This window comes from Petrotoga sp. DB-2 (genome assembly GCF_054051725.1).
The window spans coordinates 64,875-80,864 of sequence record NZ_JBSVZD010000005.1; the positions used below are offsets into that span (position 1 = coordinate 64,875).

11 protein-coding genes, 2 tRNA genes and 1 other annotated feature are annotated in these 15,990 nt (G+C 34.4%); of the genes, 12 read left to right on the plus strand and 1 reads right to left on the minus strand.

Going from position 1 to position 15,990, the window contains the following annotated elements; all coding sequences use genetic code 11:
• Window positions 1-166 precede the first annotated feature (166 nt).
• The 11 genes from ACW9JY_RS03380 to ACW9JY_RS03430 all read left to right on the plus strand — a co-directional run bounded on the left by ACW9JY_RS03380 (window position 167) and on the right by ACW9JY_RS03430 (window position 12,980).
• Window positions 167-242 (plus strand) — tRNA-Thr (locus ACW9JY_RS03380).
• Between the two features lie 24 nt (window positions 243-266).
• A tRNA-Tyr gene (locus ACW9JY_RS03385) sits at window positions 267-353 on the plus strand.
• 41 nt (window positions 354-394) lie between these two features.
• Window positions 395-559 carry a 50S ribosomal protein L33 gene (gene rpmG, locus ACW9JY_RS03390; RefSeq protein WP_103076285.1) on the plus strand — a complete coding sequence of 55 codons (165 nt, stop codon included), beginning with the start codon at window positions 395-397 and terminating at the stop codon, window positions 557-559.
• 37 nt (window positions 560-596) lie between these two features.
• Window positions 597-815: a preprotein translocase subunit SecE gene (secE, locus tag ACW9JY_RS03395; RefSeq protein ID WP_012208210.1), complete on the plus strand. Its 219-nt coding sequence runs from the start codon at window positions 597-599 to the stop codon at window positions 813-815.
• Between the two features lie 56 nt (window positions 816-871).
• The gene (locus ACW9JY_RS03400; protein ID WP_103076284.1) at window positions 872-1,936 is read left to right on the plus strand and encodes a transcription termination/antitermination NusG family protein; all 1,065 of its coding nucleotides are present in this window, start codon (window positions 872-874) and stop codon (window positions 1,934-1,936) included.
• 54 nt (window positions 1,937-1,990) lie between these two features.
• Window positions 1,991-2,416, plus strand: a complete 426-nt coding sequence (rplK, locus tag ACW9JY_RS03405) for a 50S ribosomal protein L11 (protein ID WP_103076283.1) — start codon at window positions 1,991-1,993, stop codon at window positions 2,414-2,416.
• Between the two features lie 17 nt (window positions 2,417-2,433).
• Window positions 2,434-3,144, plus strand: coding sequence for a 50S ribosomal protein L1 (rplA, locus tag ACW9JY_RS03410; RefSeq protein ID WP_103076282.1), 711 nt, complete (start codon window positions 2,434-2,436; stop codon window positions 3,142-3,144).
• A gap of 27 nt (window positions 3,145-3,171) precedes the next feature.
• Window positions 3,172-3,310: a sequence feature (ribosomal protein L10 leader region), on the plus strand.
• Window position 3,311: 1 nt separating this feature from the next.
• Complete coding sequence (gene rplJ, locus ACW9JY_RS03415; protein WP_245855438.1) at window positions 3,312-3,857, plus strand: 50S ribosomal protein L10; 546 nt, start codon at window positions 3,312-3,314, stop codon at window positions 3,855-3,857.
• Between the two features lie 18 nt (window positions 3,858-3,875).
• Window positions 3,876-4,262: a 50S ribosomal protein L7/L12 gene (gene rplL / locus ACW9JY_RS03420; protein WP_103076280.1), complete on the plus strand. Its 387-nt coding sequence runs from the start codon at window positions 3,876-3,878 to the stop codon at window positions 4,260-4,262.
• Window positions 4,263-4,411: 149 nt separating this feature from the next.
• Complete coding sequence (rpoB, locus tag ACW9JY_RS03425; RefSeq protein WP_457283392.1) at window positions 4,412-7,975, plus strand: DNA-directed RNA polymerase subunit beta; 3,564 nt, start codon at window positions 4,412-4,414, stop codon at window positions 7,973-7,975.
• Between the two features lie 73 nt (window positions 7,976-8,048).
• Window positions 8,049-12,980, plus strand: a complete 4,932-nt coding sequence (locus ACW9JY_RS03430; protein ID WP_457283393.1) for a DNA-directed RNA polymerase subunit beta' — start codon at window positions 8,049-8,051, stop codon at window positions 12,978-12,980.
• A 68-nt stretch (window positions 12,981-13,048) separates the two neighbouring features.
• Here the strand turns inward: ACW9JY_RS03430 and fliD are convergent, their stop codons facing one another.
• Window positions 13,049-14,557 (minus strand): flagellar filament capping protein FliD, encoded by a 1,509-nt coding sequence (fliD, locus tag ACW9JY_RS03435; protein WP_457283394.1) that lies wholly within the window; start codon window positions 14,555-14,557, stop codon window positions 13,049-13,051.
• Window positions 14,558-14,784: 227 nt separating this feature from the next.
• Between fliD and ACW9JY_RS03440 the strand changes: the two genes are divergently transcribed.
• The gene (locus ACW9JY_RS03440) at window positions 14,785-15,930 is read left to right on the plus strand and encodes an RtcB family protein (RefSeq protein ID WP_457283395.1); all 1,146 of its coding nucleotides are present in this window, start codon (window positions 14,785-14,787) and stop codon (window positions 15,928-15,930) included.
• Window positions 15,931-15,990 lie beyond the last annotated feature (60 nt).

Sequence of the window (15,990 nt, forward strand, 5' to 3'; positions counted from 1 at the left end):
ATATTGTTAAAAACAAAATATGTAAAGATAAATTCTTTGTTATTGGATTTTTTGACAACGATAGGTTATCAAGTTAAAGTACAATTTAATATATTTTTAACTTAAAATCCATTGACAACGTTTTTGTGGTTTGATATAATCAACTTCAGTTGGTAAATAATGAGTTGCCGATGTAGCTCAACTGGCAGAGCGGCTGACTTGTAATCAGCAGGTTGGGGGTTCAAGTCCCTTCATCGGCTCCACTATTTCTTGGATAACCTTATTATGGTGAGGTGCCCGAGTGGCCAAAGGGGGCGGACTGTAAATCCGCTGGCAGATTGCCTTCGAAGGTTCGAATCCTTCCCTCACCACCATTTATATTATTTATTAATTTATCCCGAAAGAGGTGATAACATTGGCTGCTAAATCTCAAATTATAAAGTTTTCTTTGAAATGCACAGAATGTAATAATAGAAACTACTATAAAAAGAAAAATAGGAATTACAAAGAAAAAATCGAATTAAAAAAGTACTGTCCCCATTGTAGAAAACATACTCTTCATGTGGAATCAAAAATTTAATTGTGTATTTTTCATAACTATATGGGAGTGTTTATAAATGTCTAAATTTTGGATTTTTTTGACTTCCGTTTGGCAAGAAGCGAAGAAAATTAATTGGCCTACAAGAAAAGAGTTGCTTAATTCTACTTTGGTTGTGTTAATTGTTATAGCAATCTTTGCTGTTTATCTTTTTGCGGTTGATTTTGGGCTTTTACAGCTATTTTCATGGTTGGTTTATCCGGTTTTCTTGAGAGGAAGCGGGGTACCTACTCAATAATTATTTGATTTGAGACACATAAATTGTTGACAGAGACGTGGTGAGAATAATATAAGATGCGAAAAGAATGGTATGTACTACAAGTTTATTCAGGGATGGAAAATAAAGTTAAAGAAACTCTCGAAGAGAGAATAAAAAATTTAGGGTATGAAAAGTATTTTGGTAAAATAATAATACCCGAAGTTGATGAATTAAATTATAGTAATAAAAGAGTGCAGAAAATCTATATCGAAAAAGAAGCTCAAATATTCGTTAAAAAAGGTAATGATGTAAAGAAGGGAGACATTTTAGCAAGAGAACCAGAAATATTCGCAAAAACAGCTGGAAAGATAGTAGATATAAAAAATTTTCGAAAAATCCTTGTTGAGACAGAAGGGAAAAAATATTCAAAGACTTTTTTGATACCAGAGAGTGCTGGTTTATTAGCGGGATTAAAGGCTGGGAAAAAAGTACGAGCAGATACACCATTTAGTAAGAATCTTGAATATAAGAGTGATGTTGATGGTGAGATTGTCTCTGTTGAAAAAGTTAAAAGAGTAGTCATTGAAAATGAATCGAAAGAAAAGGATATCTATTTATTACCTCGTGAAACCTTTATCCATGAGAGATTTAAGGTTGGAAGTAACGTTCGAATAGGTGATAAACTATGTGAGCCCAAAGAGTATAAGGCGAAGTTTTCTGGAAGAATAGATATTAGAGAGACTCCTTTTCACAAAGAGATAAAAATTATAAAAACAAAAAAGAAGAATTTATTTCCAGGTTATGTTTTTGTTGAAATGATGTATACTAAAGAAACTGAAGAATTAGTTAGCAATTTACCGTACGTATCTACTATTTTAAACATAGGTGGAAAACCTGTAAAATTGAATAAAAATGAGATTAGAGTTGTTCTTAGATTAATGGGTGAGGAAGCTTATCAAAAAAGGCAAGTTAAAGAGATCAGAACCGATTTCGAACTAGGAGAACATGTAAAGATCATAAATGGTCCTTTTGAATATTTTACAGGTAAAATTAAAGATTATGATCTGGAAAAACAAGAAGTACAAGTTGTAGTCACCATGTTTGGACGTGAAACTACAGTAACATTATCTTTAGGAGAAATTGAAAAGATTATTGATTAATAAATAAAATGTGGGAGGGATTTTCCCAATTTACCACAAGGAGGTTACAAGTGTATGGCAAAAAAACTTTTGAGGGTTGTAAAATTGCAATTGGAAGCTGGAAAAGCGACACCTGCTCCACCTGTAGGGCCAGCACTGGGACAATATGGAGTAAATTTGATGGAATTTTGTAAGAAGTTCAATGCAGCAACTGCAGATCAAGCAGGGACATTGTTGCCAGTAGAAATATCTGTTTTTGAAGATAGGTCCTTCACGTTTATAGTAAAAACTCCTCCCGCTTCTTTTTTGATAAAAAAGGCTGTTGGCCTTAAATCTGGCGCTAAGGAACCAGGCAAGGAAGTTGTCGGCAAGATAAAGAGGAAACAACTTCGTGAGATTGCTGAAACCAAGATGCAAGATCTTAACGCTATGGATTTGGATGCAGCAACGAAGATTATTGCTGGTACAGCAAGAAGCATGGGAATAGAAATTGAAGATTAAGAAGGGAGGAGAAGTTTATGCCAAAACATGGAAAAAAGTATAAAGAAGCGATAAAACTTGTTGATAAACAAAAAAATTATGATATCGATGAAGCCTTGGATTTAGTAAAAAAGACTTCTTACACAAAATTCGATGGTACTGTAGAGCTTCATGTGCTTTTGGGAATAGATCCTAAAAAGGGAGATCAAAACGTTAGAGGTACAATTTCATTACCAAAAGGAACGGGTAAAAATGTGAGAGTTTTAGTTTTTGCAGAGGGAGAAAAAGCTGAGCAGGCTAAGCAAGCAGGGGCTGATTTTGTTGGTTCGGATGATTTAATAGAGAGAATAAACAACGAAGGTTGGACTGATTTTGATGTAGCAATAGCTACTCCCGACATAATGAGGAAGATAGGAAGGCTTGGTAAAGTATTAGGTCCAAGAGGTCTTATGCCTTCTCCAAAAGCGGGAACGGTAACCGATGACGTAGCTCAAGCTGTTAAAGAATTTAAAGCTGGTAAAGTGGAAGTTAGAAATGACAGAACGGGAAACATACATGTTCCTATCGGTAAGGTTTCTTTCGACAAAGATGATTTAAAAGAAAACTTAATTTCCGCTTTTGAGCAGTTAATGAAGATGAAACCAGAAAATTCTAAGGGAAAATTTATTAGAAAAGCTGTGATAGCTGCAACGATGGGACCAGGTATCAATATCGATTTAAACTCATTATCTTTAGCAACAGTTGCCTAACTTAAAGGATTTTAATTTAATTAAAAAGTAACAATATATTGCGTGCCAAAGAAAGTAGGTCTTTAATAGGTTAAAGAGGCGAAAACTCGCCTACCGAGGTACGCGGATAAAGGAATAATTATTGTTCCTTGTAGCCGCTGCCTGTTGCGGCTTTTTTATTTAAGGAGGTGTTTTTTTTGTTAACTAAAGAACGCAAAAAGTCTTTAATAGACAACTTTATTGGTTCCTTGGAGTCTTCCCCTATTATTTTATTTATTGATTTTACTGGGATGTCAGTGGCAGAAACTAGCGACTTCAGAATAGAACTGTATAAAAACTTTGGAAAGGACGTAGTTTACACCGTCTATCGAACTTCTTTGTTAAAAACAGCTGTCAAATTAGCTGGTAAGGAATTAGAGGACTTTGAAAAATTTTTTGAAGGTAGTACAGGAGTTATACACGCTGAAGAAGCAGATCCCATTGAAGTGTTAAAAGTAGTAAAGAAATTTTCCGATTCTCATAGTAATAAACCTTTTATTAAAGGTGGAATTTTGGAAGGAAAGATTTTTGATGCAGTCCAAGCAGAAGAGTATGCCAAACTACCGTCAAAACAGGAACTTTACGCTACTATTGTTAGGTCTCTTAATAATCCTATTTCTGGTTTGGTAAACGCTTTAACTGATAATTTAAGAAAACTAGTGTATGTGTTTAACGCTATTAAGGAGAAAAAATAAGTTTGGAGGTGTAGGAAAATGACAAAAGAGGAACTTATCAACGAAATTAAAAATATGACCGTGGGAGAACTGGCTGAATTAGTAAAAGCGCTCGAGGATGAATTTGGAGTTTCTGCAGCAGCTCCCGTAATGGCGGCAGTACCAGGCGCAGCAGGCGCTTCACCAGCACAGCAAGAAGAGGAAAAAACGGATTTTGATGTTGTCTTAAAAAGTTTTGGAGACAAAAAGATCGGTGTAATAAAAGTAGTAAGAGAAATCACAAATTTAGGATTAAAAGAAGCTAAAGATCTCGTAGAAAAAGCCGGAACTCCAGACGCAGTTATAAAAGAAGCTGTTCCAAAGGAAGAAGCCGAAGAAATTAAGAAAAAGCTTGAAGAAGCAGGAGCCGAAGTAGAATTAAAATAAGTCGAATTTGAAATTAAGTTGAAGCCTTTTTTTAACCTTTTCTTCATGCAAAAAAGTTATAATTGAATTCGCATTGGACATTTTGTCTAATGCGATTTTTTGCTTATTTTTAACCAATATTATTTTGACTAAATGCCGAGGTGGTTCCTATGAATACGGTCACGCGAGAAGTGGGGAAAAGAGAAAGAAAGTTTTTTGGGAAAGTTCCAGAAAAATTTGAAATATATGAGGATTTAGTGAAAATTCAAAAAGATTCTTTTAGGGATTTCTTAAATAACAAGGTTATGGAAAGCATAAAAAGATATATGCCCATAAAGATACCTGTTAAAACAAGTGGCAAGAAAAACAAAGAGTTTTTGATTGATTTTGTAGATATAAAGTTTGAAGACCCTTCTTTTAGCGAGAGTGAATGTAGAGACAAAGGCTTAACGTACGCAGGTAAAGCTTATTTAAAAGTTAGAATAACGGATTCAGCAACAGGTGAAATGATCGAAAAAGATGATATATTTTTGTGTAACATACCTTATATGACTGATAGAGGTATATTTATTGTCAATGGGGCAGAAAGGGTAATAGTTAACCAACTCGTTAGATCTCCTGGAGTGTATTTCATAAAAGAAGAAGAGACAGATACTTCCAAAGAAATGTTTATAGCACACTTTTTACCGATAAAAGGTGCTTGGTTGGAGATACTTTACAATCCTAATCCAGGTAAAGAGGTTCTTCAAGTTAGAATAGACAGAAAAAGAAAATTCAATTTTTTTCTTTTTTTAAGGGCATTGGGATACGAAAATGATTTGGATATATTACGATTATTTCCAAAAGAAATTGATTTAGAAGATGAAGTTGAACTGTCAAATTATAGTAATTGTACTGTATTGTCGGATTTATCGTTTAAAGAATTAGATAATATGGATCCCCCAAGAAGAACAGTATACGGCATGAAGCTTCATGAAGTATTGGAATTGTTGAAAAAATATGAAATTAAAACTGTAACAGTGGCACATTTAGTTGCAGAAATAACGTTAGAAAAGATGAAAAAAAGATACGAAAAAGAAGAAAGTTTAACTTCTATGGAAGCTTACAAAGAAATTTTTTCAAAATTAAAACCTACAGAAATTCCTAGAGCTCAAAAGGCTAAAGATGAAATAGAAGATATGTACTTCAATCCTGAAAAATTCGATTTTTCTCAGATTGGAAGACAGAAAATTCAGGTGAAATTGAGAAAGGCTTATATTGATTATCTACGAGAGGTTGAAAAAAAGGACATTTCTGAAGATATGGAAGATAAAATAAAATATCCAGTTAAAACCTTTGCGGTTGATAAGTTAGACATCATCTTATCCGCAAGGTATTTACTGAATGTTAAAGAAAATACTGAAGGGCTTGATACAAGAGACCATCTGGGCAACAAGAGAGTGAGATCAGTTGGAGAACTTATGCAAATTGAATTTGAAAGAGCTTTTTCTAAAATGATTCAGCATGCTCCAGAAAAAGTTGCAGGCGTTCAATCGATTAACAAAATAAGTCCTCAAACCCTGATAAATTCAAGGGCAATAATGACTGCTTTTCATCAATTTTTTGCATCTAGTCAATTATCACAATTCTTAGATCAAGTTAATCCTTTAGCTGAGCTAACCCATAAGAGAAGGTTATCGGCAATAGGTCCTGGAGGTTTGAAAAGAGAACATGCGAAATTTGAGGTCAGGGACGTTCACCATTCTCATTATGGAAGGATGTGCCCCATAGAGACTCCTGAAGGCGCGAATATTGGATTAATTACTTCTATGGCAATTCTAGCTAAAGTTGATGAATTTGGCTTTTTGAAAACTCCTTATTATAAAGTAAAACATGCAAAAGTTGATTTAAACAATATAGTATATTTGACTGCCGATGAAGAAGAACTTTATAAAATTGCCCCTGCTTCCGCAGAAATTGGGGAAGATGGTTCTTTCATAGAAGAGTATGTCGAAGCTAGATATTTAGGAAAGGTGAGTTTATTTCACAAAGATGAGATTGAATATATATCGGTCACGCCAAAACAGATAGCCTCTGTATCAGCTGCTCTTATTCCATTTTTAGAGCATGATGATGCAAACAGAGCTTTAATGGGGTCAAATATGCAAAGGCAGGCCGTTCCTCTTCTTAGGCCTCAAGCTCCTTATGTAGGTACAGGAGTAGAATGGCTAGCGGCAAGAGACTCGGGTTATTTGATTATGGCAAATCATAAAGGTATGGTTGATTATGTAGATGGAAGAAAGATTGTAATTATTAGATTGGATGAAGAGAATAATATCCTAAAAGATGCCAATGGTGAACCCTTAAAAGATGAATACACTTTATTAAAATATGTTAGATCTAATCAAGATATGTGTATAAACCAGGTTCCTATTGTTAACGTTGGAGATATTGTAGAAAAAGGGGAACCCATAGCGGATGGTCCATCCATGGACATGGGAGAGTTGGCTCTTGGGCGTAATGTTTTCATTGGATTTCTTCCATGGGAAGGATACAATTTTGAAGACGCCATGGTGGTTAGTCAAGAATTGTTAGAAAATGATACTTTTACATCGATACATATAGAAGTTTTTGAAACAAAAGCTATGGATACTCAGTTAGGTCCAGAAGAAATAACTTCAGATATTCCAAATGTTAAAAAAGAACTTTTAAGAAATTTGGATGAAGAGGGAATAGTTAAAATTGGTTCTTACGTATCTTCTGGAGATATCCTAGTAGGAAAAGTAACTCCGAGAGGGGAATCAGATACCACTCCCGAAGAAAAGCTCATTAAATCGGTGTTTGGGGATAAGGGTAGAGACATTAAAGATACATCTTTAACGGTTCCTCACGGAATAGAAGGAAGGGTCATAGACGTTCAAATTTTCGATCGTAAGGATATTCCTTCTTTGGAAATTGGTGTAAATAAATACGTCAAAGTTTTCGTAGCAACAAAAAAGACACTACAAGTTGGAGATAAATTAGCAGGTAGACATGGGAACAAAGGAGTAATTTCGACCATTTTGAATAAAGAAGACATGCCATTTCTACCAGATGGAACACCTTTACAAATGTTACTTTCACCTTTAGGAGTTCCTTCAAGGATGAATATTGGACAAGTTTTGGAACTTCACTTAGGATGGCTTTCGATGTTAACAAACGACTATTATGCTACACCAATTTTTGATGGAGCAACTGAATCTGAAATCATGGATGAGTTATCTAAAGTAAGAAAAGAACACGATTTATATTTAGGCGATGATACTGATCATCCTAACGGGAAAATTGTTCTTAGAGATGGTCGAACAGGTGAGCCTTTCGATTTTCCAGTCTCGGTAGGTTCCATGTATATGTTGAAATTATCCCATATAGCAAAAGATAAAATCCATGCAAGATCAACCGGTCCATACTCTTTAATTCATCAACAACCATTAGGTGGTAAAGCTCATTTTGGTGGACAAAGATTTGGAGAAATGGAGGTATGGGCTCTTGAGGCTCATGGAGCTGCTCATACCCTCAACGAAATGTTAACCTATAAATCCGATGATATTAAAGGTAGAAATGAAGTTTACAAAGCGATATTAAAAGGGGAAAATCTTCCCGAACCAGGGATTCCTGAAAGTTTTAAAGTTTTAACAAAAGAATTACAAGGACTAATGTTAGATATAAAGCTTTACGATGAAGATGGAAACGAATTAGACGTCGATAGACTCTAATTAATAAAATGAATCTAAGTTTCAACGTTGACGGAGAGTAAAATAAAAATTTACCCTCAAGGAGGGATTTCAATTGGCAAATGTTTCTTCCTTTCAAAGAAAGATTGCTAAAATAAAAATAGGTATAGCTTCTCCCCAAAGTATATTGGAAGCATCGAATGGTGAAGTTAAAAAACCCGAAACTTTAAATCACAGAACAGGGAAACCTGAAAAAGACGGTTTATTCTGCGAAAAAATATTTGGTCCTGTAAAAGATTATGAATGTGCTTGTGGCAAATATAAGGGGAAAAAGTATGAAGGAACAGTATGTGAAAGATGTGGCGTAAAGGTTGAATCCAAAGAAGCTCGGAGAAGAAAGATAGGTCATATAGAATTGGCCACACCTATTTCTCACATTTGGTATTTAAAGTCTTCTCCATCTATTCTTTCTATCTTACTAAACATTGGTGTGAAAGATTTAGAAAATATCATTTACTATGGGTCAAAAAGAGTTATTGAAAGAGCTTATTTAACCCTTCCCGGCCCTGAAAATGAAAATTTGGGATATTTACCTGGGGAAATATTGTATCAAAGAGAGTATGAAATATACGCTGAATATTTAGATTTAAGGGTAGAACCAGCAGTAAAAATAGTATCAGTTAAAGGTATGCCCATAGCCGATATAAGTGGGAAGGTAGAAATAAAATCTGAATTAACACAAACCGAAAGAGAATTGAACTGGATAATAATCAGAGATGATACGGGAGTTGAAAGAAAATATCCTGTCTTTGAAGGTTCATCAATAATGGTGGAGAATGGACAAGAAGTTGAGAAAGGAACGCCTTTAGCAGATAGATTTTTGTTCGAAGAAGATTATCTTACTCAGCAGGAATATTCTTTATTCTTAGAATATTATCCTGGTTCCATAGAAGTCGAAAGAGATATTGAGCGGGATACACCAATTGTGGTTATCACAGACATAGATAAAAGATTTGCAAAGAGAATAGGGAAAAAAATAGGAGATATCTTACTGGAAGATGAAGCAAGAGCCTATGAAGAAGTAATGAAGATACTAAACTCAAAGATTAAAGAAGAAAGAGAAAGCGTAATTGACAAAGAATTGGTATCGGAAATTGAGTTTCCTGAAAAGAAATTTGAAAAAGGTACAAAGATTACCCAAGATGTATTAAACGAGCTTCAAGAATTTGGGGTAAAAGATTTAGTTGCAAAGGAAGAAGACGGGACAGAAAAGATATTTCAAATAAATAGATATGAAAAATTCGAAAATGGTTATGGTGCTGAAGCCATTCAAAAACTGTTGAAAAGGATTGATCTTGAAGTATTAAAAGCACGATTAGAATCCGAATTAGAAAAATTGGATAGAAAAAGTCAAAAGAGTGTAAAAATATTAAGAAGACTGAAACTAGTTAAGGATTTTATCAAATCTGGTAATCAACCTGAATGGCTAATTTCAAATATCATACCCGTTATACCACCCGATCTGAGACCTTTGATACAAATTGAGGGTGGAAGGTTTGCTGCAACAGATTTAAACGACTTATATAGAAAGGTAATAAATAGAAACAACCGTTTAAGAAAGTTGTTAGAAATGGAAGCACCGGAAATTATCGTAAGAAACGAAAAAAGGATACTTCAACAAGCTGTAGATTCACTTTTCTACAATGGTCGTGTTGGTAAACCAATGACCGATAGAAATAGAAGACCATTGAGATCACTCACAGATTTATTAAAAGGTAAAAAAGGTAGATTTAGAAGGAATCTTTTAGGTAAAAGGGTTGATTACTCTGGTAGAGCTGTAATCGCTGTTGGACCTGATCTTAAGATTCATGAATGTGGATTACCAAAAAAAATGGCCTTAGAACTATTTAAACCTTTCGTTCTTGCAGAGCTGTTAAGAGATTCAAACGTGGCAAGTAAAAGCGCCAGAAAATTCAAAAAAACTATAATAGAAAAGGAAATGCCTGAGGCTTGGGAAGTTTTGGAAGAGGTTATAAAAGGGCATCCTGTTCTCTTAAATAGGGCGCCTACCCTGCACAGGGTATCTATTCAAGCTTTCATTCCAAAACTAATAGAAGGAAACGCAATAAGGTTGCATCCGTTGGTTTGTCCGCCGTTTAATGCTGATTTTGACGGTGATCAAATGGCTATACATATTCCCCTTTCCAATATAGCCCAAGCAGAGTCAAAATTTCTAATGTTATCAAGATATAATATTATCTCGCCTGCGAACGGCAAACCATTGTCTATGCCAGGAAAAGATATAATTGCTGGTGCATATTATTTAACCATGCATGAAGATGAGAAGTTCGAAAATCTAAAGGTACCTACCAAAGTTTCTGAATTGGGAGAGAATGGATATGTAAGACACATATTCTCTGAAGATTTAGAAGCTACATACGCTTACGAATACTTAAAAATAGTGGATTCAGATATATATCTTCAAGATGGGGAATTGATATGGAAAAAGTCTAATTTACCCCTTCATGAACCAGTTGCATTTAGATATAAAGATGGTAGTATTCTTAAAACGACTATCGGAAAAATAATTTTTAACAAAGAAGTGCCTGAAGACCTAAGAAATTACGCACAAAAGATGGACAAAAAGAATCTAAAAGAGCTGATATTTAACACTTTTGAAAAACATGGAATAGATAGAACCGCGGATCTTTTAGATAGTATTAAAGATTTTGGTTTTCATTATTCAACATTATCCGGGTTAACTATTTCTATACGTGATGTATTAGTTTCCCCAAAGAGGGAAGAATTAATAGAAGAATCTAAGGAAGAAGTTCTCAAAATCGAATCACTCTATGAAGAAGGTTATTTGACGGATAATGAAAGATACAAAGAAATCATTAAGATTTGGGAAAACGCCACCGCCAAAGTTACAGTAGAAACAGCGAATACATATCGAAAACACACATTCAATCCAATTTGGATGATGATCGAATCTGGAGCTAGAGGTAATATAGATCAATTGAAACAATTAGCCGGTATGAGAGGATTAATGGCTGATCCATCGGGTAAAATAATCGAAGTTCCTATCACTTCAAACTTTAAGAATGGATTATCAGAATTAGAATTTTTCACCTCAACACATGGTTCGAGAAAAGGGTCAGCTGATACAGCTTTAAGAACATCGACAGCTGGATACTTAACCAGAAGGCTCGTAGATGTTGCACAAAGCATAACAATCACAGAAGATGATTGTGGAACAGACAAAGGTATTGAGGCAAGAGAACTTTGGGCTGACGATTCAAAAATTGAAAACCTATCAGACTTCTTATTTGGTAGAGTTTTAGCTAAAGATGTTTTGGATCCGGAAACAAAGGAAGTAATTTATAATCCCGAAGCAGATAAAAAATATGAAAAAGGAATAATCTTAAAAGAAAAAGATGCACAATTCTTGGCAAATTATGTAAAAGAGATTCCTGTATCGAAGGAAAAAACGATAAAAATTGAAGATATGCCAAAAGATTCATACTTAGAATCATTAGAAGACGTACAAGTAGAAGGTAAGGTATTAATCAAAAAAGGTGAAGAAATCACAGAAGAAGCCATAGAAGAAGCATTCTTACACGGGATACAAACTTTGAATGTTAAAGAATATAATGCAGTAGATTATGTTTACTCCGGAGAAGATCTTAAAGTTGAAATTGATGGAAAGACTGTGACTTTGCTTAAATATCAAGAAAGAATAGACTTAAAGGTTTCCAAAGTCCTCGAAAAACACGGAATAAAAACGGTTACTGTTAGACCATCTATTTTCATTAGATCACCTCTTACTTGTGAGTCTGAAAATGGTCTTTGTGCAAAATGTTATGGAATGGACCTTTCGAACTACAAATTAGTCAACATAGGGGAAGCTGTAGGGATAATTGCTGCACAATCTATAGGTGAACCAGGAACGCAATTAACCATGAGGACCTTCCATACGGGAGGTATAGCTACCACTTCGGATATAACCCAAGGTCTACCCAGAGCCGAAGAATTGTTTGAAGCAAGAAAAAAGACAAAAGGGCCTGAAGGGGAGTTCTCGAAGATAAAAGGTATAGTAAGAGCTATCGAGCGAGATACTGAAAACAAAAGAGGAAGAAGATTAAAGATAATAATAGAAAATTCAGATGGTGAATTGGAAAGTTATGAAGCTGACTATAGAACAAAAGCTGTTGTAGAAGAAGGAGATAAAGTATTACCGGGTCAAAGGTTAACAACGGGAAATATAAAACCTAGAAAAATACTCAAAGAATTAGGAGTAAGCGCTTTGGCAAATTATTTGCTGAGTGAAATAAAGAAAATATATGCTGAACAAGGTGTGGACATTCATGATAAACACTTTGAAATAATAATTAGACAGATGATCAACAAAGTAGAGATTATAGACGGTGGAGATACAGACTTCATGCCGGGAGATTTGGTAAGTTATGGTAAAGTGCAGAAAATTAACGAGGAAATATTGGAAGAAAACTCCTATATAACAGAAAACAGAGAATTAGTTGTTGGTAAAAAGTTGGCAAAGAGGGTTATAATTCCTACCGAGGATGAAGAAGAGGAAGAAGATAAGATCTTTGAACAAGGAACAGAGATCACCCAAGAAATTTTAAATCAAATTATCGAAACAAACATTAAAGAGATTGAAGTCTACGAAGAATATAAAGAGATCACAACTGAAGATGGGAAAACTCATCTAGTAGGTACATCCAAAAAATATCTTATAAATCCTAAAGATACGATAAAATTCGAACGTAGGTTGTTAAGAATCACAAAGGCTTCTTTAGAAAGGGAAGGATGGCTTTCAGCTGCTTCATTCCAGCAAACTGTACAAATACTAACAGAGGCAGCTATAGAAGGTAAAGTAGATAGGTTGAAAGGATTAAAAGAAAACGTCATAGTAGGCCAACCTATCCCAGCAGGAACGGGTTTGAAGTTGTACGCGGAACAAAATTACGAAGTTGTTCAACCTGAAAAAGAAGCTGAAGCTACACAAGAAAAATCTGTTGGGTAAAAAGATAAAAATAGACTAAATAAAATAACCGGTACTGTTTTTAAAAACAGTACCGGTTATTGTTTTATCTATTGGTTAGAAAAAGCATTTTGTATGTACATTCCTTGTGCGTTCAATTGTTGGATAGCTTGCTCCATAGCCGAGAACTGTGCATAATATTGTGCTTCTTTTCTTTGAAGCCTATCTAATAGGTTGGTCATTTCATCCGCTAGCCGTCGCATCTCGTTACCTATGGTGCCGTTTGTTCCGGCAATTTGATCTATATAGCCATTGAACTTAGTTACTTCATACAGATAATTCTGCACGGATTGAGCATATCCATATTCTTTATTAGTTGTATCGTTTGTTGCGAACAACTTCCAAACATCTTCGGAATTAGTATTCAAAGCCTCTCTAAGTTTATCTTCATCGACGCTCAATAAGCCTTTCATTGTATTTTCATAACCAGCACCTAAATCTCCTGAGGTTATTCCAATATCAAAAAGAGTATTATATTGGGAACCAGATTGTTCTATATCTACAGGTGAGTAAACCATATTTCTTAAATTATAAAATATTTTCTCTAGGTTATTATCTCCTTTTAACATCCCTTTCATATAATCTTCTTCTGTCATCTCTTCTGTAGGTTTATCGGTAACTTGGTCTTCATGTAATAGGTCATACACATAAGTAATCGTTTCATTGTACTTATCAACAAATTCTTTTATATTTTCAACACTCTTATCTATATCTTGTTCAATAGAAACTTTCACATAACTACTAGAGGTTGATTTTAAATCGATTGTAGTACCGAAAACGTTCAAAGTGTTTTCTGTTAAGTCGCGATAAGTGGTGATAGATGTACTTCCATCAAAAGACAATTCAACCTGTCCCAAACTCCCTAAGGTCCTAACGGTATTATCATCGCCCGATTCGGGTGTTCCATTTAATTTAAGTTCTGAAATTAAATTTTCACCGTTAGAACCTGCGTCAGCAATTACGCTAATATCAACGTTCCTATTTTCTTCGTTGACAATGAAAAATTTGCCGTTTGCATCATCAAATTTTGCTTCTACTCCCAAGGTTGAAGCGTTTATTTTGTCTATGAGGTTTTGAATTGTTTCACTGTCTGAAACGGTTATAGTATCAGAATCTTCTCCTTTTTTGATGGTAAAAGTTGAATCACCTGTTGCACTTATAACCTCTCCTATTGTTGAACTTTTTGTAATTGTTGAATCAATGTTCTCACCTACAAGAACAGTAGGAGAAGCCAACGAATTAACTTTCAAGTAAAAAGTTGAATTATCAGCATCTGCAGAAGCAGTAGCGGTTAATACACTTTCGTCAGAAGAAGTGGCACTTTTTGGAATCAAAGTACTCTTCAATTTGAAAGTGATCAGATAATCATAAAAATCCTCCAATTTATTGTCTACTTCCATCCAAAGTTTTTGTTTGTAGGTAAGAGTATCAAATTTTTCTTGAGCTCTATTTAAAGGTTGTTGCTCAACTTCCATTAATTTTTGGACCATTGCTTGTGTGTCCATTCCCGAAACGGCGCCGGTTAATTGAAAAGTACCAATATAAGGATTACTAGCCATTGTTTTCACTTCCTTTGTATTCTTTCCTACCTATTCATTATCGACTTATCTTAAGAAAACTTTAACTATTAAATTCAGTCATACTATTGATTCATTTAATTAGTTCTTTATTGAGGTTATTGTATCCTAAAGGTGTTTTAAATTTTTTGTGATATTATTTAATTAAGAAGTTTAGTAATAAAGGTTACGATATAAAAAGAGTTGAAGCGTGTGAAAGGATGATACACATGATGATAATCAAAGGGCAATTTAACGAGGCAAAGATTTTTACAAATGAGTTGGAAGAAGAAGCGATAAGACAAATTAAAGAACTGTGCGACCAAGAGTTCGTTAAAGGACTTAAGATTAGGATAATGCCTGATGCACATACGGGGGTAGGATGTGTAATTGGAACAACGATGACCATAAAAGACAAAATAGTTCCTAATTTAGTTGGAGTCGACATAGGCTGTGGAGTAGAAGTAGTTAAAATTGAGGAAAAACAGATAAACTTTGAAAAACTTGATGAAGTAATAAGGAAAGAAATCCCATCTGGTTTCAATATTCGTAAAAAGCCTCACCCATACGTCGAAAAAAGTCAGATATTAGAATTAAAATGTAGAGAATTCATAGATTTAGAACGAGCGATACTGAGCATAGGTACCTTAGGCGGAGGAAATCATTTCATTGAGGTAGACAGAGATGAATCAAATAATTTGTATATTGTTGTACATTCTGGAAGTAGGTATTTAGGGAAACAGGTTGCTGAATACTATCAGAATTTGGCTTATTCTATGTTAACGGGTCAACCACTCTCAAAGAGAAAGAAGAAGAAAAATAGATCAATCAAAAATATAGACATCCCTAAACACTTAGCGTATTTGGAAAAGGAAGAGTTTAACGATTACCTTTGGGATATGAAGATAACACAAAATTATGCATTACTCAACAGAAAAGCTATAACTGATATAATCATTCAACAAATGCAATTGAACGTTAGTGAAAGGTTCACTACCATCCATAACTATATAGACCTGGAAAAGATGATCTTGAGAAAAGGTGCCGTTTCTGCCAAACTTGGTGAAAAATTAATAATCCCTATAAATATGAAAGATGGTAGTTTGATATGTGTTGGTAAAGGCAATCCTGATTGGAACTTCTCAGCTCCACATGGTGCGGGAAGGGTAATGAGTAGGAAACAAGCTAAGAAAAGAATAACAATTGAAGAGTACAAAAAAGCGATGAATGGCATTTATTCTACTTCTGTTAATGCTCAAACGATAGATGAAGCCCCAATGGTGTATAAGTCTCTAAAAGAAATAGAAGAAAACATACAAGATACCGTAGAAATTATAAAAAGAATAACTCCTTTATATAATTTTAAAGCGCCTTAACGTCAAATCTATGCTATAATAGCTAAGGGCAGCAAAAAAATATATAATAAACGGAGGTAA